This is a genomic window from Xanthomonas translucens pv. undulosa, from assembly GCF_017301775.1.
Taxonomy (GTDB): Bacteria; Pseudomonadota; Gammaproteobacteria; order Xanthomonadales; family Xanthomonadaceae; genus Xanthomonas_A; species Xanthomonas_A translucens.
Window position 1 is genome coordinate 4,159,056 of the sequence record NZ_CP063993.1, and the last position, 18,304, is coordinate 4,177,359.

19 protein-coding genes are annotated in these 18,304 nt (G+C 69.3%); 12 read left to right on the plus strand and 7 right to left on the minus strand.

The annotated features are described in order from the left end of the window. Positions 1-237: 237 nt before the first annotated feature. From pstS (ISN38_RS17710) to ISN38_RS17720, 3 genes are all read right to left on the minus strand, one after another. Positions 238-1,338: a phosphate ABC transporter substrate-binding protein PstS gene (gene pstS, locus ISN38_RS17710; RefSeq protein WP_003467257.1), complete on the minus strand. Its 1,101-nt coding sequence runs from the start codon at positions 1,336-1,338 to the stop codon at positions 238-240. 478 nt (positions 1,339-1,816) lie between these two features. Beyond that, positions 1,817-2,845, minus strand: coding sequence for a phosphate ABC transporter substrate-binding protein PstS (gene pstS, locus ISN38_RS17715; protein ID WP_199222590.1), 1,029 nt, complete (start codon positions 2,843-2,845; stop codon positions 1,817-1,819). A 166-nt stretch (positions 2,846-3,011) separates the two neighbouring features. Continuing rightward, entirely contained in the window at positions 3,012-4,262 is a 1,251-nt protein-coding gene (locus tag ISN38_RS17720) for an OprO/OprP family phosphate-selective porin (protein WP_003467259.1), read from the minus strand. A gap of 290 nt (positions 4,263-4,552) precedes the next feature. Here ISN38_RS17720 and ISN38_RS17725 point away from each other — a divergent pair, with 290 nt between their 5' ends. From ISN38_RS17725 to ISN38_RS17735, 3 genes are all read left to right on the plus strand, one after another. Next, positions 4,553-4,885 carry a hypothetical protein gene (locus ISN38_RS17725; protein ID WP_003467260.1) on the plus strand — a complete coding sequence of 111 codons (333 nt, stop codon included), beginning with the start codon at positions 4,553-4,555 and terminating at the stop codon, positions 4,883-4,885. Between the two features lie 203 nt (positions 4,886-5,088). Continuing rightward, the gene (locus ISN38_RS17730) at positions 5,089-5,778 is read left to right on the plus strand and encodes a carbonic anhydrase (RefSeq protein WP_003467261.1); all 690 of its coding nucleotides are present in this window, start codon (positions 5,089-5,091) and stop codon (positions 5,776-5,778) included. Between the two features lie 11 nt (positions 5,779-5,789). Beyond that, positions 5,790-7,361 carry a SulP family inorganic anion transporter gene (locus tag ISN38_RS17735; protein WP_058358805.1) on the plus strand — a complete coding sequence of 524 codons (1,572 nt, stop codon included), beginning with the start codon at positions 5,790-5,792 and terminating at the stop codon, positions 7,359-7,361. A 387-nt stretch (positions 7,362-7,748) separates the two neighbouring features. Here ISN38_RS17735 and nth read toward each other — a convergent pair whose 3' ends face one another. The 3 genes from nth to ISN38_RS17750 are packed head-to-tail and all read right to left on the minus strand — an operon-like array spanning position 7,749 to position 9,584. Beyond that, positions 7,749-8,423 (minus strand): endonuclease III, encoded by a 675-nt coding sequence (nth, locus tag ISN38_RS17740; protein ID WP_108084854.1) that lies wholly within the window; start codon positions 8,421-8,423, stop codon positions 7,749-7,751. Continuing rightward, a complete protein-coding gene (locus ISN38_RS17745; RefSeq protein WP_058358804.1) occupies positions 8,420-8,788 on the minus strand; it encodes a hypothetical protein in 369 nt (122 codons plus the stop codon). Before ISN38_RS17745 ends, nth begins: the two co-directional genes overlap by 4 nt. A gap of 13 nt (positions 8,789-8,801) precedes the next feature. Then, complete coding sequence (locus tag ISN38_RS17750) at positions 8,802-9,584, minus strand: enoyl-CoA hydratase-related protein (protein WP_047325628.1); 783 nt, start codon at positions 9,582-9,584, stop codon at positions 8,802-8,804. A 161-nt stretch (positions 9,585-9,745) separates the two neighbouring features. Between ISN38_RS17750 and ISN38_RS17755 the strand changes: the two genes are divergently transcribed. From ISN38_RS17755 to ISN38_RS17770, 4 genes are all read left to right on the plus strand, one after another. Continuing rightward, positions 9,746-10,447, plus strand: a complete 702-nt coding sequence (locus ISN38_RS17755) for an FKBP-type peptidyl-prolyl cis-trans isomerase N-terminal domain-containing protein (protein WP_058364155.1) — start codon at positions 9,746-9,748, stop codon at positions 10,445-10,447. 115 nt (positions 10,448-10,562) lie between these two features. Next, complete coding sequence (locus tag ISN38_RS17760) at positions 10,563-11,363, plus strand: NUDIX hydrolase (RefSeq protein WP_003472899.1); 801 nt, start codon at positions 10,563-10,565, stop codon at positions 11,361-11,363. After that, positions 11,360-12,241 carry a sulfurtransferase gene (locus tag ISN38_RS17765; RefSeq protein WP_003472902.1) on the plus strand — a complete coding sequence of 294 codons (882 nt, stop codon included), beginning with the start codon at positions 11,360-11,362 and terminating at the stop codon, positions 12,239-12,241. The genes ISN38_RS17760 and ISN38_RS17765 overlap by 4 nt, the downstream gene beginning before the upstream one ends. Before the next feature lie 87 nt (positions 12,242-12,328). Continuing rightward, on the plus strand, positions 12,329-13,252 hold the full coding sequence (locus ISN38_RS17770) for a DUF1684 domain-containing protein (protein WP_235048982.1): 924 nt from the start codon (positions 12,329-12,331) through the stop codon (positions 13,250-13,252). 177 nt (positions 13,253-13,429) lie between these two features. Here ISN38_RS17770 and ISN38_RS17775 read toward each other — a convergent pair whose 3' ends face one another. After that, positions 13,430-14,023 carry an N-acetylmuramoyl-L-alanine amidase gene (locus ISN38_RS17775; RefSeq protein ID WP_003472908.1) on the minus strand — a complete coding sequence of 198 codons (594 nt, stop codon included), beginning with the start codon at positions 14,021-14,023 and terminating at the stop codon, positions 13,430-13,432. Positions 14,024-14,064: 41 nt separating this feature from the next. On the opposite strand from ISN38_RS17775, the gene ISN38_RS17780 reads away from it, so the two are divergent. From ISN38_RS17780 to rlmKL, 5 genes are all read left to right on the plus strand, one after another. Beyond that, the gene (locus tag ISN38_RS17780) at positions 14,065-14,556 is read left to right on the plus strand and encodes an MOSC domain-containing protein (RefSeq protein ID WP_058361921.1); all 492 of its coding nucleotides are present in this window, start codon (positions 14,065-14,067) and stop codon (positions 14,554-14,556) included. After that, the gene (locus tag ISN38_RS17785; protein WP_058358801.1) at positions 14,553-15,080 is read left to right on the plus strand and encodes an alpha/beta fold hydrolase; all 528 of its coding nucleotides are present in this window, start codon (positions 14,553-14,555) and stop codon (positions 15,078-15,080) included. The genes ISN38_RS17780 and ISN38_RS17785 overlap by 4 nt, the downstream gene beginning before the upstream one ends. 43 nt (positions 15,081-15,123) lie before the next feature. Next, a complete protein-coding gene (locus ISN38_RS17790) occupies positions 15,124-15,633 on the plus strand; it encodes a GNAT family N-acetyltransferase (protein ID WP_058358800.1) in 510 nt (169 codons plus the stop codon). A 210-nt stretch (positions 15,634-15,843) separates the two neighbouring features. Continuing rightward, positions 15,844-15,969 carry an ABC transporter gene (locus ISN38_RS17795; RefSeq protein ID WP_196479729.1) on the plus strand — a complete coding sequence of 42 codons (126 nt, stop codon included), beginning with the start codon at positions 15,844-15,846 and terminating at the stop codon, positions 15,967-15,969. Between the two features lie 142 nt (positions 15,970-16,111). Beyond that, positions 16,112-18,292, plus strand: coding sequence for a bifunctional 23S rRNA (guanine(2069)-N(7))-methyltransferase RlmK/23S rRNA (guanine(2445)-N(2))-methyltransferase RlmL (gene rlmKL, locus ISN38_RS17800; RefSeq protein ID WP_003472914.1), 2,181 nt, complete (start codon positions 16,112-16,114; stop codon positions 18,290-18,292). Positions 18,293-18,304: the final 12 nt, after the last annotated feature.

Genomic DNA, 18,304 nt, shown 5'->3' on the forward strand with positions numbered 1-18,304 from the left:
CTCGGTGTGTGCCGGAACGCGCGCTGGCGCGGTCCGGTCGTTGCCGCGGCGGAAGTGGCCGCACGCGGTGGGTGGCTGCGTCGCTCCCGCGCAAGCGGGAACCCGAAAGTCCGGAATACGTGGTGCCGATCTGGCGCCCGCTGCCGACTGCAGCGGCGCCGGGCGCGATTCACCTGCGCGGCGCGTACCGCGTCCGCGCGCCTGCTTCCGCCGGCGAAGGCGGAAGCGCGCGTGCGCTTACTTGAACTCTTTGGCCCAGTACGCTTCGATCTGCTGAACCAGTTCCGGCGGCAGCGGCACGTAGTGCAGTTCGTTGGCCTGCGGCTGGCCCTTCTCGAACGCCCACTTGAAGAACGCCAGGGTCGCCTTGCTGCGCGCCGCATCCTTCGGCTGCTTGTGCATCAGCATGAAGTTGGTGGCGGTGATCGGCCACGCCTGCGCGCCGCTGGCGTTGGTGATGACCAGATTGAAGTCCTTGGCGTTGGCCCAGTCGGCCGACGCGGCGGCCGCGGCGAAGCTGTCGGCGTTGGGCTGCACCCAGTTGCCGGCCGCATTCTGCATCGAGGCGTACGGCATCTTGTTCTGCAGCGCGTAGGCCAGTTCGACGTAGCCGATCGAGCCCTTGATCTGCTGCACGTACGAGGCCACGCCTTCGTTGCCCTTGCCGCCGACGCCGCCCGGCCACTGCACCGAGGTGCCTTCGCCGACCTTGCTCTTCCACTCCGGGCTGACCTTGGACAGGTAGTTGGTGAAGTTGAAGCTGGTGCCCGAGCCGTCGGAACGGTGCACCAGGTTGATCTTGGTGCTGGGCAGGGTGGTGCCGGGGTTCAGCGCGACGATCGCCGGATCGTTCCAGGTGGTGACCTTGCCGAGGAAGATGTCGGCCAGCACCGCGCCGGTCAGCTTCAGCTTGCCGGCTTCCATGCCGTCCAGGTTGACCACCGGCACAACCCCCCCAATCGCCGAGGGGAACTGGCCGAGGCCGGCGGCGGCCAGCTCGGCGCTGTCCAGCGGCTTGTCGGAAGAGCCGAAATCGACCGTGCCGGCCTTGATCTGGGCGATGCCGCCGCCGGAGCCGATGGACTGGTAGTTGATCTTGTTGCCGGTGGCGGTGTGGTAATCGGCCGACCACTTGGACACCAGCGGATAGATGAAGGACGCGCCGGCGCCGGAGATCTCCGCGGCGGTCTTGGCGCCGTCGGCCGCAGCGGCTGCGGGTGCGCCACCTGCCGCATCGGCGGCACCCTGCGGCTTGTCGCCATTGCCCGGCTGGCAGGCAGTGACGGCGAAGGCGAGGGCCAGGGACAGAACGGCAAAGCGTGCCGGCTGCAGTTTCATGGGGTCACTCCGTAGCGAAGAGGGCCGGAAGCTCCGGCGGATGCTCGCTATGAAATGATGTTTTTGTTACAGCCTCATGACGCGGCTGCCCGTGCGTGAAATTGATCAAGGAAAACAGCAGCTTCGCTCCCCTCTCTCGTCGGGAGGGGGCGGGGGTGAGGGGACGGGCGCAGCCTCGTGCGGATCGGCGGAATCGCTGCGCTGGCGCTCGCCTCCTGGGTATCTGGGCGGCTCTTGTGCGTCTGCGACTTCCGGCACCGCGTCGCGCTCCTGCATGTCCTGCGGTATCAGGCTGCGGCGTCCTCACCAGGACACCGCTTCCCGCCTGTCCTGATCCGCCCTGTGGGCACCTTCGTCCGGAAAGGGGGCCATGGTTCCGATGGGAGAAGGGGAGCATGTTGGTGGAGAAGGAATAAAAAACGCGGACCCCGTGAGGGGTCCGCGTCGGGTAACAATCGGCGGAGAGAGAGAACGCCGATCAATACTTCAGGTTGGCGCTCCAGTAAGCGTCGATCTGCTTGACCAGCGCGTCCGGCAGCGGCACGTAGTCCAGCTGCTTGGCCTGGGCGTCGCCGTTGGCGTAGACCCACTTGAAGAAGTCCTTGGTGGCCTTGGCGCTGGCCGGGTTCTTCGGCTGCTTGTGGACCAGGATGAAGTTGGTCGCGGTGATCGGCCACGCGGCCTCGCCCGGGGCGTTGGTCATCACCAGGTAGAAGTCCTTGGCGTTGGCCCAGTCGGCGCTGGCGGCCGCGGCGGCGAAGCTCTCGTCGCTGGGCTGCACGAACTTGCCGGCGGCGTTCTTCATCGCGGTGTAGGCCATCTTGTTCTGCAGCGCATACGACAGCTCGACGTAGCCGATGCCGCCCTTGATCTGCTTGACGTAGGCGGCGACGCCTTCGTTGCCCTTACCGCCGATGCCGACCGGCCACTGCACCGCGGTGCCTTCGCCGACCTTGCTCTTCCAGTCCGGGTTGACCTTTGACAGGTAGTTGGTGAAGTTGAAGCTGGTGCCCGAGCCGTCGGAACGGTGCACCACGGTGATCTTGGCGTCGGGCAGCTTCGCGCCCGGGTTCAGGGCGACGATCGCCGGGTCGTTCCAGGTCTTGACCTTGCCCAGGAAGATGTCGGCCAGGGTCTTGCCGTCGAGCTTCAGCGCGCCCGGGGCGATGCCCTGCACGTTGACCACCGGCACCACGCCGCCGATCACCGACGGGAACTGGGCCAGGCCGGACGCGGCCAGCTCGTCCGGCTTGAGCGGCGCATCGGACGAACCGAAGTCGACCGTGGCCGCCTTGATCTGGGCGATACCGCCGCCGGAACCGATCGACTGGTAATTGACCTTCTTCCCGGTGGCGGTGTTGTAGTCGGCCGACCACTTGGACATGACAGGATAGATGAACGAGGCGCCCGCGCCGGTGACATCGGCGGCATTGGCGGCATTGGCGGCAAACACGAACGAGGCGACGACGGCGGCAGCCGCGACGCGGGATTTGAGCGAGAGGATCACGGAGGAAGCTCCTGAAGGGGGGTATGCGGGGCACCGCATGCGGTCATTACATAACCGTTCGATGACGATGCCGGGGCTGGTACATGACGGAAACATGACGCTGCGATGGAGCATGGCGCCGATGCAGCGCACGGCCTGCGCCGCGCACTGCAGCGGGCCGCGGCGATTACCAGTAGAACTGCGCGCGCGCTTCGAGGATGTTCGGCTTGTCGCTGACGTTGCCGCGGGTGGTGCTGCTGTACTTGCTGCTGTCCACCATCACGTAGTTCAGCGCCAGCTTGAAGTTGGAACGCCAGTACCAGTTGGCGCCGACCGTCCAGGTGCTCATCTTGCCGCCGAGCACCCCGTCGACCAGCGGTGCGCCGACCGGACGCGCGACCAGATCGCCGTCGTTCAGATCGATGCTGTCGTAGCGCAGGCCCAGCTGCCACATGCCGCTGGCCGGCTCGTTCGGCAGCGGGGTGGTCGGCACGCCGGCCTTGTAGCCCCAGGTCTCGCCGGTGATGTTCCACACGCCGCTGAGGTACCAGCCGTCGCTGCTGTAGTTGTCGCTGGAGCCGTAGCGCTCGACCTTGGCGTTGTAGTACTCGGCCTGCGTTTTGAACGGGCCGGTGACCCACATCGCTTCGCCGCCGATCACGCCGATGCGGTCGGTGTTGGTCAGGTTGCCGCTGTCGACCAGGCGCACCGAGGCCAGGTCCGCGTCCGGACGTGCTCGCAGGCGCAGCGTGTCGGCGTCGGTGTCGTAGTTCACGTAGCTCAGGCCGAAGTGCAGGATGTTGCCCGCCTCGTTGATCGGCGCGAAAGTGCCGCGCGCGCCGTAGCCGCTGCCATGCGCCAGGTTGCGGGTCAGCTCGCGGCCGAACACGCTGCCGACCACGCTCCAGTTGCTGTCGCCGTAGCCGACCGCGCCGCCGAGGCGACGCGACACCGCGTAGGTGTTGGTGACCGAGGCCTTGGAGATGAAGTCGTTGTTCTTGGTGCTGGAAAGTTCTTCCAGGCTGTTGGGCTGCTTGTACTGGCCAAGCTGCAGGAAGTTGTTGGCGTTGCCGCCGAACTTGTATTTGATGTTGTTGTCCAGGAACTTGCCGGTGCTGCGCACGGTGGTGCCGTTGTTGGCCGACTCGCGCAGGACGCTGGCGTCGTAGCCGACCACCCACTCGTAGTTGCCCGGGCCCTTGCCCTTGGCGACCAGCTCTGCGCGGCGGATGCCGAACTCGGCGTTCTTGCCGTTGTTGCCGGTGGTGCCGTTGAGGTCCTGGACGTCGTTGTCGTACCAGTTGCCGTCGGCCTGGACCAGGCCTTCGAAAGAGACTTCCGAACCGCCGATCACGTCGATGGCGATTTCGGCGTGCGCGGCAGGCGCGAACACGGCGGTGAGCACGGCTGCCGAGAGGAGGGTGCGAGACAGTTTCATGGGGTGCCTGGGCGGTTGGAAGATGCGCGCAGGCTAATATGTAAAGATTGCGTAAATATGACACTCGGCAGACATCTGCCGCGCACGCCAATGCGCGCCATCGCGTCGTCTGCGCTATTGGACGCGCCGCATGTTGCGATCCGATGGCGCGCAGATGAAACGCCGCATGGCGGTTGTCGCCGACGACGGGCATCACAAAGCGGGATATCGTCTCGCGATCGCACCACCGATCGGTCTTTTTGTGCGCCGCACCACTTGTCGATGCCGAAAACGCTGGGTAGCGTGGGGCCATGAATTCGCATGCCCGCAATCGGATGCCGATGCTGGCCGCCCTGCTGCTGACCGCGCTGCTGGCGCTGATTGCGGTGTCGCGCCCGGCAGCGACGACGTTGGCGCCTGCGCTGACCGACAGCGGTCTGCTGGCAGCGCCGGAATTGCCGGCAGCCGACGCGCAGGCCGAATTGCGCAACATCGCCGATCCGCTCGACGACTACGACAGCGCAGTGGTGCCGCCGGCGCCCTGGCGGCAGGCGCGCTTGACCATGTCAGGTTGGCCCGAGCCAGCCGCCTGGCGCGGTGCGGGCACCCATCCGCAGCCACGGTTGCGACCTCCCAGCGCCTGAGCCGCTGGATCCGGACTCGCCTGGCTCACGGCCGCGGCGAGCTCGATCACCTCGATCGCCGTTCCGGCAGCGTCCGCACCCAGCGCCAGATGCGATGACGCGCTGGCGACGGCGCGGTCGCCGCCTTGCATCCCCGTTCCCACGTTCTGCGGCATCCGCCGCGGCGACGTCGTTCCCTTGCCCCTTTGTTCCGAGGTATTCCCATGGACAGTCTTCTCGATGGTTTCCGCCACTTCCGCAAAGAGGTCTACCCGCGCCAGCGCGGCCTGTTCCGGCAACTGGCCGGCGGCCAGACCCCGCATACGCTGTTCATCACCTGCGCCGATTCGCGGGTGATGCCGGAACTGATGTTCGCCGCGCAGCCCGGCGAACTGTTCGTCTACCGCAACATCGGCAACGTGGTGCCGCCGTACTCGCAGCACGTCAGCGGCGTGGTCGCGGCGATCGAGTACGCGGTGGCGGTGCTGCAGGTGAAGCACATCGTGGTCTGCGGCCACACCGACTGCGGCGCGATGAAGGCGGTGCTCAATCCCGACTCGCTGCGCGAGGTGCCGAACGTGGCCGCGTGGCTCAAGCACACCGACAGCGCGCGCCAGGTCGCCGCGCAGCACGATCATGCCGGGCATCCCGAGGACGCGCTGCACTGCCTGACCGAGGAGAACGTGGTGGCGCAGCTGGACCACCTGCGCACCCAGCCGGTGGTGGCGGCGCGGCTGGCCCGCGGCGCGCTGCGCATCCATGGCTGGATCTACGATATCGCCCACGGCGAGATCCGCGCCTTCGACACCGAGCAGGGGCGTTTCCTGCCGCTGCTGCCGGAAGAGGGCAAGCGCGCGCCCGAAGCCACCCCGCGGCCGCGCCTGGTGCCGGTCCTGCGAAACGTCGCGGTCTGAAGGAGTCGACCATGCGAACCATGACAGAATCCTCACGCGCCGGTGCGTCGGCGCTCGCCGGCTATCTGCGCAACGGCGTGTTCGGCCGCGACCTACTGGCCTCGGTGGTGGTGTTCCTGGTCGCGCTGCCGCTGTGCATGGGCATCGCCATTGCTTCGGGCATGCCGCCGGCCGCCGGCCTGATCACCGGCATCGTTGGCGGCCTGGTGGTCGGCCTGATCGCCGGCTCGCCGCTGCAGGTCAGCGGCCCGGCCGCCGGCCTGGCCGTGCTGGTGTTCGAACTCGTGCGCCAACATGGCGTGGCCGCGTTGGGGCCGGTGATCCTGCTGGCTGGCGCGATCCAACTGGTCGCCGGGCTATGCCGGGCTGGTGTGTGGTTCCGCATGACCTCGCCGGCGGTGGTCGCCGGCATGCTGTCGGGCATCGGCATCCTGATCGTCGCCTCGCAATCGCACGTGCTGATGGATGTGGCACCGAAGGCGCGCGGGCTGGAGAATTTCGCCGCCTTGCCGGCGGTGCTGTGGCAGGCGCTGGATACGGGCGTAGGCCGCGCCGCGCTGTTGGTCGGCCTGGGCACCATCGCGATCATGCTGGCCTGGGAGCGGCTGCACCCGCAGCGGCTGCGCTTCGTGCCCGGCGCGTTGCTGGCGGTGGTGGCGATGACCGCGCTGGTGCAGCTGCAGGGCATGGACGTACGCAAGGTCGACGTGACGGCCAACCTGTTCTCGGCGATCCAGACCCCGACCCTGGCCGAGATGCTGGGTGTGTTCGACGCAACGCTGCTGTTGTCCGCCTTTACCTTCGCCTTCATCGCCAGCGCGGAGACCTTGCTGTCGGCCGCCGCGGTGGACCGCATGCACAACGGCCCGCGCACCGACTACGACCGCGAACTGGCCGCGCAGGGTGTGGGCAACATGCTGTGCGGGTTTCTCGGCGCGTTGCCGATGACCGGGGTGATCGTGCGCAGCGCGGCCAACGTGCAGGCCGGCGCCGCCACGCGCATGTCCACCATCCTGCACGCCGGCTGGCTGCTGGTGTTCGCGCTGCTGCTGCCGTGGCTGCTGCGGATGACCCCGGTGGCGTGCCTGGCCGGCATCCTGGTCTATACCGGGCTGAAGATGGTCAAGCTCAGGCAGGTGCGCGATCTGGCCGTCTACGGCCGCGGCACCGCCGCGATCTACCTGGCGACCACCTTCGCCATCGTCGCCACCGACCTGCTCACCGGCGTGCTGATCGGTTTCGCGTTGTCGCTGCTGCGGCTGGCGCTGCAGCAGTCGCGGCTGAAGGTCGGCGTGCATGCGCACGAGGACGGCGCCGGCAGTGCGGCGGTGGGTACCGGCAAGCTGCGCCTGTCGCTGGAGGGCTCGGCCACCTTCCTGCGCGTGCCGACCATGGCGCGGACCCTGGAGCGGCTGCCGCCCAACACCGAACTGCACCTGGACGTGGCGCGGCTGCACCACGTCGACCATGCCTGCCTGGAACTGCTGCGCGACTGGAGCCGTAACGCCGCCGCTCGCGGCTGCGCGCTGGTGGTGGACTGGAAGGAACTGGACCGGCGCGTGGAGGGGCGGCGCGCGGCGTAGCGTGCCGCGTTGTTCTGATGCGCATCCCCGGCAATCGTGCAGGCGTGGCTTCGGTCGCGACGAGCGCCGCGGTGGGCCTTCCGGCTTCGGAGTTTGTCGCGGCTGAAGCCGCTCCTACAGTGCACCCTGCCGGCTATTTGCAGGCTGTTGTAGGAGCGGCTTCAGCCGCGACGAGCGCGGTAGCGAATGTTCCGAACCTGCATGCCGTCGGGACTGACGTCCCTCCCACAAGAGGCCTCGCCGCTCCGCTGCGCCGGTGGAGCCATTGTGGGAGCGACGTCAGGCGCGACGAGCGCAGCGGTGGGCCTGCCGGCTGCGGCCGTTGTCGCGGCTGAAGCCGCTCCAGTGCAGCTGAGCGCCGCTACGACGGCTGTCGTTCGAACGGCCTCACTCCGGCGTCTTGTCCTTGAACCGGCACAGGTCGCGGATCACACAGCGCGGGCATTCCGGCTTGCGCGCCTTGCACACGTAGCGGCCGTGCAGGATCAGCCAATGATGCGCATCGTGCATGAACTGCGCCGGCACCCGCTTGAGCAGGCCGTCCTCGACCGTGCGCACGTCCTTGCCCGGGGCCAGGCCGGTGCGGTTGGCGACGCGGAAGATATGCGTGTCCACGGCGATGGTTGGCTCGCCGAAGGCGGTGTTGAGCACCACGTTGGCGGTCTTGCGGCCGACCCCGGGCAAGGCTTCCAGCGCGGCGCGCTCGCGCGGCACGTCGCCGGCATACTGTTCGACCAGGATGCGGCAGGTGGCGATCACGTTCTTGGCCTTCGCGTTGAACAGGCCGATGGTAGAGATGTAGCGCTTCAGGCCGTCCTCGCCCAGTGCCAGGATCGCCGCCGGCGTGTTCGCCACCCGATACAGACGACGCGTGGCCTTGTTGACCCCGACGTCGGTGGCCTGCGCCGACAGGATCACCGCGATCAGCAGCTCGAACGGGGTGCTGTAGTCCAGCTCGGTGGTCGGCGTTGGATTGAGTTCGGACAGGCGCGAGAACAGTTCGTGAATCTCGGCCTTGCGCAACGTGGGGCCACGCCGCGGCACGGCGACCGCTGCGCTCATTGCGGACCCCGCGCGGCGGCCTTGGCCTTGGCCCGGGCCAGGATCGCTGCCGCGGCCGGTGGCAGCGACGGCGCCGCGGCGGCGCCGGTCGCTGGCGGCGCGCGCCGTGCCTGGCGTGCGGCGGCGCGGCGTCCCAGGCGGGCGCTGCGCGCGCGGTAGCGTTCGCGTGCGGCCCAGGCCTCGCGCAGGCGCTGTTGCGCCGCGAGCAGCTGCGCGCGCAGTTGCGGATGCGCCGGATCGAGCCGGTCGTCGTCGTCGGCGCCGACGTACGCCATCAGGCCGCCGTCGATGGCCGCATCCAGATCGTCGTCAAGCACCCAGCGCAGCAGTTGCAGCGGCGATGCGGGGGAGGGCAGGTCGGACATCGGGGCGCGCGGCTCAGCGATTGCGGAACAGCGGCGGGCGCCGCTCCAGGAACGCACGCGTGCCTTCGCGCATGTCCTCGCTGGAGAACAGCAGGCCGAACTGCGCGGTCTCGTATTCGAGGCCTTGTTCGATCGCCGATTCGGCGCCGACCTGGATCGCGTCGAGGATGCCGCGCAGCGCCAGCGGCGCGGCGGCAGCCAGTTGCTGCGCCAGCTGCAGCGTGGCCGCGCGTAACTCGGGCGCAGGCACCACGCGGTTGACCAGGCCCAGTTGCAGCGCGCGCGCCGCATCGATCGGCGTGCCGAGCAGGCACAGTTCCAGCGCCGCGGCGCGGCCGGCCAGGCGCACCAGGCGCTGGGTGCCGCCGAAGCCGGGGATCAGTCCGAGGGTGATCTCCGGTTGGCCGAGCCGGGCGCCATCGGCGGCGATGCGCAGATGGCAGGCCATGGCCAGTTCCAGTCCGCCGCCGAGCACGAACCCGTTGACCATCGCCAGCACCGGCTTGGACAGGCGCTCGATGCGGCGCATCAGGCGCTGGCCCAGTTGCGAGAAATCGCGGCCCTGAACCGGTGTGAGTTCGTTCATTTCGGCGATGTCGGCACCGGCCACGAAGGCCTTCTCGCCGGCACCGGTCAGTACCACCACGCGGATCGCGGGGTCGGTTTCGGCCTCGGCGAAGGCCGCGTCCAGCGCCTGTAATGTTTGCCGATTCAACGCGTTGAGCTTGTCGGCGCGGTTCACGGTGATGATGCGGATTGCATCCTGGGTCGCGGTGACGACCGGCGTGCCGGACATGGTCATTCCTAAAAATGTAAAAAAAGAGTGAGGGGAACTCCGGCGGCGCAAGGTTGTCAGAGTTGCGTCGTCGGTAGCGGATATGCGCCGCGGCGGCTATCCTAACGCGTCATCTCAGGCGGCACAGGCCGCCCCGTGCCACCACCCTGGAGAATTGTTTGATGAAGTTGCGTTCTATTGCGGTCGCCGTGGCGGCCCTTGCCCTGAGCGGCAATGCGTTCGCCCAGGACACCTCGTCCGAGAAGGGCAAGCTGAGCTATTACTTCGGTTACGACTACGGCAACAACCTTGCCGAACTGTCGGGCCGTGGCGAGCAGCTCGATATCAATGCGGTGGTGAAGGGCTTGCAGGATGCCTACGCCAAGAAGCAGCCGGCGGTCGCCGCCGACCAGCTGAAGCCGGCGGTCGAAGCGTTCCAGAAGCGCGAGCAGGGCCGTGCCCAGCAGGCCAAGGCCGACTACGAGAAGGCCGCTGCCGAGAACAAGACCAAGAGCGAGCAGTTCATCGCGCAGAACAAGGCCAAGGCCGGCGTGCAGACGCTGCCCAGCGGCGTGCAGTACCGCGTGATCGAAGCCGGCAAGGGCGCCAAGCCGACCCAGGCCAGCACCGTGCAGCTGGAAGTGGCCGGTCCGTACGCGTTCGGCCAGCGCCCGGCGCAGGCGCGTCCGGCGCAGCAGATCCCGTCGATCAAGGTCAGCGAAGTCGAGATGCAGGCCATGCGCGACACGCTGCTGCAGATGCCGGCCGGTTCCAAGTGGGAAGTGACCCTGCCACCGGACAAGGCCTATGGCGCCGACCCGCGCACGCCGTTCCCGCCGAACGTGGCGGTGCAGTTCGAGATCAAGCTGATCAGCGTCAAGTAAGCGCGCTGCGCAGTGCATCACGATTGCGCCGGCGGCAACGCTGGCGCAATTTTTTTGCGTCAAGGGAAGTGCCGCTGCCGGCGAATCGCGCTAGTCTGATCAGGTGTCGAACCCGATGGATCCCGTCCCCCATGCACTGCTCACGCCCTGCATCGGCATCTGCGCCCTTGACGCGCATGGTTACTGCGCGGGCTGCCTGCGCAACGGCGACGAGATCGCGCGTTGGCGCGGCATGAGCGACGCCGAGCGCCAGCGCTACATGCAGGAGATATTGCCGCAGCGCGGCTGGTCGCCCACGCCAGGCCAGCGCCTGGCCGAGCGCACGCGCCTGCTGCGCGCGCTGCATCCGCTGCAACTGCCGCCCGGCGGCCCCGGCTGGAACCACCACGAACTGCACGATCTGCTGCCCGACGGCGCACCGGCCGAGGCGGCGGTGCTGGTCGGGCTGTTGCCGCGCGCCGACGGCACCCACGTGCTGCTCACCCGCCGCACCGACAGCCTGCGCCACCACGGTGGCCAGGTCAGTTTTCCCGGTGGCCGCATCGAAGCCGACGACGCCGATGCGGTGGCCGCCGCGATCCGCGAGAGCGAGGAAGAAATCGCGCTGTCCGCAACGCAGGTGGAAGCGTTGGGCTATCTCGATCCATTCGTGACCATCAGCGGTTTCCGGGTGATGCCGGTGGTGGCCGCGCTGGATCCAGCGTTCGTGCCGCAGCCGCATCCCGGCGAAGTGGCCGAAGTGTTCGAAGTGCCGCTGGCCTATCTGATGGCACCGCACAACCTGCGCAGCATCGAGACCGACTACCGCGGGCGGCCGCGGGTGGTGCTGGAATACGGCTGGCCGGGGCAGCGGATCTGGGGTGCGACCGCGGCGATCCTGCTCAACCTGCGCCGACGACTGGAGCAAACCGCATGAGCGCACCGTCACCCGACTGGCAACGGCTGGTTGATGCGCCGACCCTGGCCGCCGCGCTCGGCCACCCGGACCTGCGCATCGTGGATGCGCGTTTCGCCGCCGCCGCGCTTGCCGATCCGCAGGCCGCGCAGCTCGCGCGCCAGGCCTACACGCAGTCGCATCTGCCCGCTGCGGTGTACGCCGATCTCAACACGGATCTGTCCGACCTGGGCCGTCCGGGCCTGGGCCGGCATCCGTTGCCCGAGGCCGATGCGTTCGCGCAGACGCTTGGGTGCTTGGGTATCGCGCCGCACACCCAGGTGGTCATCTACGACGCCGGCGACGGCAGCATGGCCGCCGCGCGGCTGTGGTGGATGCTGACCCTGCTCGGGCATCGCCGCGTCGCCGTGCTCGACGGCGGCCTGGCCGAATGGCGCCGGCATGGCTTGCCGGAAACCGAAGCCGCCGCAACGCCGTCGCCGCTGCCGCCGTATCCGCAACGCTTCGATGCCAGCCGTATCGTCGCTGCCGACGAAATCGCCGCGCGCCTGCACGAGGCGCCGGGCTGGTTGCTGGATGCACGCGCCGCTGAGCGCTTCCGCGGCGAGGTCGAACCGATCGATCCGATCGCCGGACACGTGCCTGGCGCGATCAACCGCCCGCTGGGCCAGAACCTGCGCGATGGGCGCCTGCGCCCGCCGCAGGAATTGCGCACGGAACTGGAGCCGCTGCTGCACGGGCGCGATCCGCGCGAGGTGGTGCTGATGTGCGGATCGGGCGTGACCGCCTGCCATCTGCTGTTGGCGCTGGAGCATGCCGGCCTGCACGGTGCGCGCGTGTATGCCGGATCGTGGAGCGGCTGGATCGCCGATCCGGCGCGGCCGCGTGCCAGCGGCTAGCCGCTGCGGGTGCGCGTCGGTGTTGGCGTGGAGGAGGCATGGGTGGCAAGTACAGGGGCTGAGGTGATGCGCTGTCGTGGGATGTGGATGTGGATGTGGATGCTGACGGTGGCGCTGAGCCTGGCCGCTTGCGGCGAACGTCCGCGCACGGCCGGCGCCGACGCCTCGCCGCGCTCGCAAGCCGACGCGCACTATCGGATGGCGGTGGAGCAGCACCGCGCGCAGCGGGTGGCGCGGCTGCGTGCAGCGGGCGGCTGGCTCAGCTATACCGGCTCCGGCCGCCTGTACAGCGGCGTGCACCAGGTGGGCAGCGCCGCAGACAACGACGTGCAACTGCCGGCCGGTCCCGCGCACCTGGGCAGCTTGCGCATCGATGCCGATGCCGGTGTGGTGTTCGAGGCCGCGGCGGACGCCGCGCCGACGGTGCGCGGGCAGCCGTTCCGGGCCGGTCGCCTCGGCACCGATGCGGCGCACGGCACCGAGACGCGGCTGGCGCTGGGCGAGCAGGAGTTCTACGTGGTGCGCACCGGCAACCTGTTCGGTTGGCGCTTCCGCGATCCGCACGCTGCCGCACGCAGCAGCTTCCACGGCATCGACTATTTTCCGATCGATCCACGCTGGCGGGTGGTCGCCGACTGGCATCCGGCGCCGCTGCCGCGCGCGCTGGTGCTGCTCACCTCGATCGGCACGCCGCAGCCGCTGACGCTGGCGGGCAGCGCCGAATTCACCCTCGGCGGCCGCCGCTACCGGCTGCAGGCGCTGCGCGACGACGATGGCAAGCGGCTGTTCTTCCCGTTCACCGACCGTACCAGCGGCCGCGAGAGCTACGGCGGCGCGCGCTATCTGTTCGTCGAGCCGGCGAAGGGCAGGCGCATCGTGCTGGACTTCAACCTGGCGCAGAACCCGCCCTGCGCGTTCACCGCGCACGTGGTGTGCCCGCTGGCGCCGGTCGGCAATCGCCTGGAGCAGGCGGTGACCGCGGGCGAGAAGAACTATCTCGGTCTGCGCTAAGCCTGCCAGTTCGGAACATTCACCACTTCGCTCGTCGCGGCTGAAGCCGCTCCTACAACAGCTTGCGCATAGCCGGCTGTGTGCACTGTAGGGGCGGCTTCAGCCGCGACAATTTCCGAAGCAGGAAGGCCCGCCGCTGCGCTCGTCGCGGCTGAAGCCGCTCCTACAGGGGCGGTGTCAGCGGTCGGAAAGCGCATTCGCCGAAGGCGCATACGGCGTCAGCGCGACTGCCTCCAGCACCTGCGGCCACGGAAAGCGCGGGCCGGGATCGAGCTTGCGCTGCACCTGCAGGGCCGGGTCGTCGCTGGCGGTTTCGCGGCTGCGGTCCAGCGCGTCGTGGCCGGCGATATGGCGCAGCTGCGGCAGCTCGGCCTGCAACTGTTGCAGCAGCGCGATCAGCGCCTGGATCTGTGCCGGCGGGTAGCGTTCATGCATCGCCTGGTGGCGCGAATCCAGCCAGTGCGGATAGCGCCCGCGGTTGACCAGTTCGATGCCCAGCGACTGCGGGTTGTAGCCGCGCACGTGGTGCGCCACCCGCTGCAGCGGCACGTAATGGTGCACGCTGCCGTCGCGGTCGATGTAGAAGTGGCCGCTGTTGCCGGTGCCCGACGCATACAGCACGCGTTCGCCGTAGGCGCGCGCGGCGGCCAGGTCGGGCAGTTCGGTGCAATGGATCACCGCCAGGTCGATCGCGTCGAGGGTTCGTGCCTGCAACCGTTCGACGTAGGGCAGGGGGGCATCGTGGATCGGCAACGGCGGGATCTGCGGCATGCACGGATGCTAGCATTCGCCGATCACTGTGAATCCCGATGATGACTCTGAATCCCGATAGCCCGCTGGCGACGCTGCTCGCCACGTTGCCGCGCGCCGGACGCGTGGACTGGATAGGCCTGCGCCCGGCGCGCGATGTGCCGATGCTGGAAGTGGCGCAGGCGGTGGCGCATGCCGATGGCGGCCTGTTCGGCGACCGCTACGCCGGCCGCAACGGCAGGCGCGGGCTGACCCTGATCCAGGCCGAGCACCTGCCGGCGATCGCCGCGTTGGCCGGCCATGCGCAAGTGCCACCGGCGACGCTGCGGCGCAATCTGGTCGTCTCCGGCATCCCGCTGATCGCGTTGAAGGGGCGCCGTTTCCGCATCGGCGAGGTCGAGCTGGAAGGCATCGCGCCGTGCGATCCGTGCTCGCGGATGGAGGACGCGCTGGGTCCGGGCGGCTACAACGCGATGCGCGGCCATGGCGGCCTGTGTGCGCGGATCGTGCACGGCGGCACGCTGCGGCTCGGCGATGCGGTGCTGGCGCTGTGAGCCGCGGCCACTGCATCCTCGCGCACGGGTTCGAGAGCGGTCCAGACGCGATCAAGGTCACGGCATTGGCCGAGGTCGCGCAGCGCCTGGGCTGGAGCCATGAGCGCCCGGATTTCACCGACCTGGACGCGCGCCGCGAGGTCAGCCAGCTCGGCGACGTGCCGGCGCGGCTGCAGCGCCTGCTGGGGGTGGCGCAGGCCGCTGCGCAGCGCGGACCGGTGGTGCTGGCCGGGTCCAGCCTGGGCGCGTACATCGCCGCGCAGGTGTCGCTGCAGGTGCCGGTGCGCGGCCTGTTCCTGATGGTGCCGCCGACGCGGATGGGCTGGATGCCGGCGCTGGACGCGGCGCCGGTGCCGATCTCGATCGTGCACGCCTGGCACGACGAGCTGATTCCCGCCGCCGAGGTGATCGCCTGGGCGCAGGCGCGCGCGGCGCGGCTGCTGCTGGTCGACGACATGCATCGGCTGGGCGGCCATGTCGAAGCGTCGGCGCGCGCATTCGCCGAACTGTTGGAAACGCTGTGAGCTTCGTGTTCCGCGCAGCAGACTGCATCAACCGGAGCCACCGATGGAACTGAACATCCGCGCCGAGACCCAAGCCGACCACGCCGCGATCGAGGCGCTGACCCTGGTCGCGTTCTTCCGCGTCGCGCACAGCCGCCACGACGAACAGCAGATCATCGAACGGCTGCGCGCGGACGGCGCGCTGACCCTGTCGCTGGTGGTCGAACACGATGGCTACATCGTCGGCCATGTGGCGGTGTCGCCGCTGCAACTGTCCGACGGCAGCCGCGGCTGGTACGCGCTGGGACCGCTGTCAGTGGGGCCGGGCCACCAGCGCCAGGGGCTGGGCACACGGCTGGTGCGCGAGGCGCTGGCGCAGCTACAGGCGCTGGGCGCGGCCGGCTGCGTGGTGCTCGGCGAGCCGGCGTTCTACGCGCGCTTCGGCTTCGCGCCGGAACCGGGACTGGTGCTGCCGGGCGTGCCGGCCGGGGACTTCCAGGCGATCGGTTTCGGCGACCGTCTGCCGCCGGTGGCCGAGGCCGAGTACCACGACGCGTTCCTGGTCGGAGGCTGAGCGTCGCCGCTGCGGTTGTACCGCAGCCGCGGATACACGGGTTACCATCGTGTCTGCGATGAGCGAGCCGAGGATTTCTCCGAAACGATCCGGCCGACTTCGGCTCGCTGGGCGAGTGCTGGGACATCGCCCTGCGGCTGCGCGCCGCGGGCTCGGCCCCGTGACCGCGCAGCGGCCGGCGGCCGAACGCAGCGGCTGCGAAGCGAAGCGATGCGCGTGCCGCTGCTCGGCGCCTGGCTGTCCGACGCCGATGTGCTGATCCCGGCCGAACCGAGCAACCAACTCGACCGTGCGCAGCGCCGGCAACCAGGCGTGGACCGCGCCCCGGGCTGGTAATGGTGGGCGCGATGGCCGACCATTCGCGTCTTGCCGTCCGTTGCCGCCGCCCGCCCGCCGTGGGCCGCGCTGCCGCGATACGCGCAGGGCGGGTCTGGCGCCCGCCCGCGCATCCCTTCTTCTTCGTGTGGTCCGCATTCCCGTGAAATTCTTCGTCTCCTGCGCCAAGGGCCTGGAATACCTGCTCGTCGACGAGCTGCTCGCGCTCGGCGTCGCCAAAGCCACCGCCACCGTGTCCGGGGTCAATAGCGAGGGCGAGCTGCGCGATGCGCAGCGTGCGGTGTTGTGGTCGCGCCTGGCCAGCCGCGTGCTGTGGCCGCTGGACGAGTTCGACTGTCCCGACGAGACTGCGCTGTATGCCGGCGTGGCGGCGTTGCCGTGGCGCCAGCACCTGACCTCGCAGCACACCCTGGCGGTGGACGCGCACGTGTCCGGTACCGCGATCACCCATGCGCGCTATGCCGCCCAGCGGGTCAAGGACGCGGTGGTGGACACGCTGCGCGGCGAAGGCCTGGAGCGGCCGTCGGTGGACGTGGAGGATCCGGATCTGCGCCTGAACCTGTCGCTGCGCAAGGGCCGCGCCACGCTGTCGGTGGACCTGGGCGGCGGCTCGCTGCACCGGCGCGGCTGGCGCCAGGTGCAGAACGCAGCGCCGCTGAAGGAGAACCTGGCCGCGGCGGTGCTGCTGCGCGGGCAATGGCCGCAGCTGTACGCGCAGGGCGGCGGTCTGCTGGATCCGATGTGCGGCAGCGGCACGCTGCTGATCGAAGGCGCGCTGATGGCCGCCGATGTGGCGCCGGGCCTGTTGCGCGGCGATCTGGCCGCCGCGCGCCGTGGCGACGCCGGGCCGCTGTCATTCAGCGCCGCGCCGAGCCGCTGGCTGGGCTTCGACCAGGAGACCTGGCGCGCCCTGTTGACCGAGGCACGGCAGCGCGAGGCCGCCGGCCGCGCCGCGCTGCAGCCGGTGATCCATGGCAGCGACATCGATCCGCATGCGATCCGCGCCGCGCGCGAGAACGCGCAGGCGGCCGGTGTTGCCGCGGCGATCGTGTTCGAGGTGCGCGATGTCGCCGATCTGCGCACGCCGGCGCAGTCGCTGGGCACGGTGGTGTGCAATCCGCCGTACGACGAACGCCTGGCCGCCGACACCGCGCTGTACCGGCGCCTGGGCGAGGCGCTCAAGCGCGCAGTGCCGCAGTGGCGCGCCAGCCTGCTGTGCGGCAATGCCGACCTGGCTTATGCCAGCGGCCTGCGCGCGGCGAAGAAATACCAGATGTTCAATGGCGCGCTGGAATGCCCGTTGATCGTCTGCGACCCGATCGCGGTGGCGCCGCGCGCGCCGGCCGAGGCGCCGCGCGCGCTCAGCGACGGCGCACAGATGGTCGCCAATCGCTTGCGCAAGAATCTGCGCAAGTTCAAGAGCTGGCGCGCGCGCGAACGGGTCAGTTGTTTCCGCGCCTACGATGCCGACCTGCCCGAGTACGCGGCGGCGATCGACGTGTACCAGGAAGACGGCGGCCAGGCGCGCACCTACCTGCACGTGCAGGAGTACGCCGCGCCGGAGGAAATCCCCGATGCCGACGTGCGCCGCCGCCGCAACGAGTTGCTGGCTGCCGTGCGCGAGGTGTTCGAGGTGCCGGCCGAGCGCGTGGCGCTGAAGTCGCGCGAGCGCGGCAAGGGCGGCAGCAAGTACGGGCGCTTCGAACAGCGCGGCGAGTTCCTGGTGGTGCGCGAACACGACGCGCTGCTGCGGGTGAACCTGTTCGATTACCTGGATACCGGCCTGTTCCTGGACCACCGCCCGCTGCGCGGGGCGATGGCGCAGCAGGCGCGCGGCAAGCGTTTCCTCAACCTGTTCTGCTACACCGGCGTGGCCAGCGTGCAGGCGGCGGTGGCCGGCGCCGATTCCACCACCAGCGTGGACCTGTCCGGCACCTACCTGCAGTGGTGCGCCGACAACCTGGGCTTCAACGGCAAGGGCGGCGCCCAGCACCGGCTGGTGCAGGCCGACGCGCTGACCTGGCTGGAGGCGGAGAAGAACCGCTACGACGTGATCTTCTGCGATCCGCCGACCTTCTCCAACTCCGCGCGTGCCGAGGATTTCGATCTGCAGCGCGAACACGTGCGGCTGCTGCGCGCGGCGGTGGCGCGGCTGATGCCGGAGGGCGTGCTGTACTTCTCCAACAATTTCCGCCGCTTCAAGCTGGACCAGGACGCGCTGGGCGAATTCGCGTCGTGCGAGGAGATCACCGCGCAGACCATCGCCCCGGATTTCGAGCGCAATCCGCGGATTCACCGCGCCTGGCGCTTGCAACGGCGCTGAGCGGGCGGGCGT

Coding starts and splice junctions, on each gene's coding strand:
- pstS (WP_003467257.1), bottom strand. CDS start 1,338: ATGAAACTGCAGCCGGCACGCTTTGCCGTTCTGTCCCTGGCCCTCGCC.
- ISN38_RS17720 (WP_003467259.1), bottom strand. CDS start 4,262: ATGAAACTGTCTCGCACCCTCCTCTCGGCAGCCGTGCTCACCGCCGTG.
- ISN38_RS17725 (WP_003467260.1), top strand. CDS start 4,553: ATGAATTCGCATGCCCGCAATCGGATGCCGATGCTGGCCGCCCTGCTG.
- ISN38_RS17730 (WP_003467261.1), top strand. CDS start 5,089: ATGGACAGTCTTCTCGATGGTTTCCGCCACTTCCGCAAAGAGGTCTAC.
- ISN38_RS17735 (WP_058358805.1), top strand. CDS start 5,790: ATGCGAACCATGACAGAATCCTCACGCGCCGGTGCGTCGGCGCTCGCC.
- nth (WP_108084854.1), bottom strand. CDS start 8,423: ATGAGCGCAGCGGTCGCCGTGCCGCGGCGTGGCCCCACGTTGCGCAAG.
- ISN38_RS17745 (WP_058358804.1), bottom strand. CDS start 8,788: ATGTCCGACCTGCCCTCCCCCGCATCGCCGCTGCAACTGCTGCGCTGG.
- ISN38_RS17750 (WP_047325628.1), bottom strand. CDS start 9,584: ATGTCCGGCACGCCGGTCGTCACCGCGACCCAGGATGCAATCCGCATC.
- ISN38_RS17755 (WP_058364155.1), top strand. CDS start 9,746: ATGAAGTTGCGTTCTATTGCGGTCGCCGTGGCGGCCCTTGCCCTGAGC.
- ISN38_RS17760 (WP_003472899.1), top strand. CDS start 10,563: ATGGATCCCGTCCCCCATGCACTGCTCACGCCCTGCATCGGCATCTGC.
- ISN38_RS17765 (WP_003472902.1), top strand. CDS start 11,360: ATGAGCGCACCGTCACCCGACTGGCAACGGCTGGTTGATGCGCCGACC.
- ISN38_RS17770 (WP_235048982.1), top strand. CDS start 12,329: ATGTGGATGTGGATGCTGACGGTGGCGCTGAGCCTGGCCGCTTGCGGC.
- ISN38_RS17775 (WP_003472908.1), bottom strand. CDS start 14,023: ATGCCGCAGATCCCGCCGTTGCCGATCCACGATGCCCCCCTGCCCTAC.
- ISN38_RS17780 (WP_058361921.1), top strand. CDS start 14,065: ATGACTCTGAATCCCGATAGCCCGCTGGCGACGCTGCTCGCCACGTTG.
- ISN38_RS17790 (WP_058358800.1), top strand. CDS start 15,124: ATGGAACTGAACATCCGCGCCGAGACCCAAGCCGACCACGCCGCGATC.
- ISN38_RS17795 (WP_196479729.1), top strand. CDS start 15,844: ATGCGCGTGCCGCTGCTCGGCGCCTGGCTGTCCGACGCCGATGTGCTG.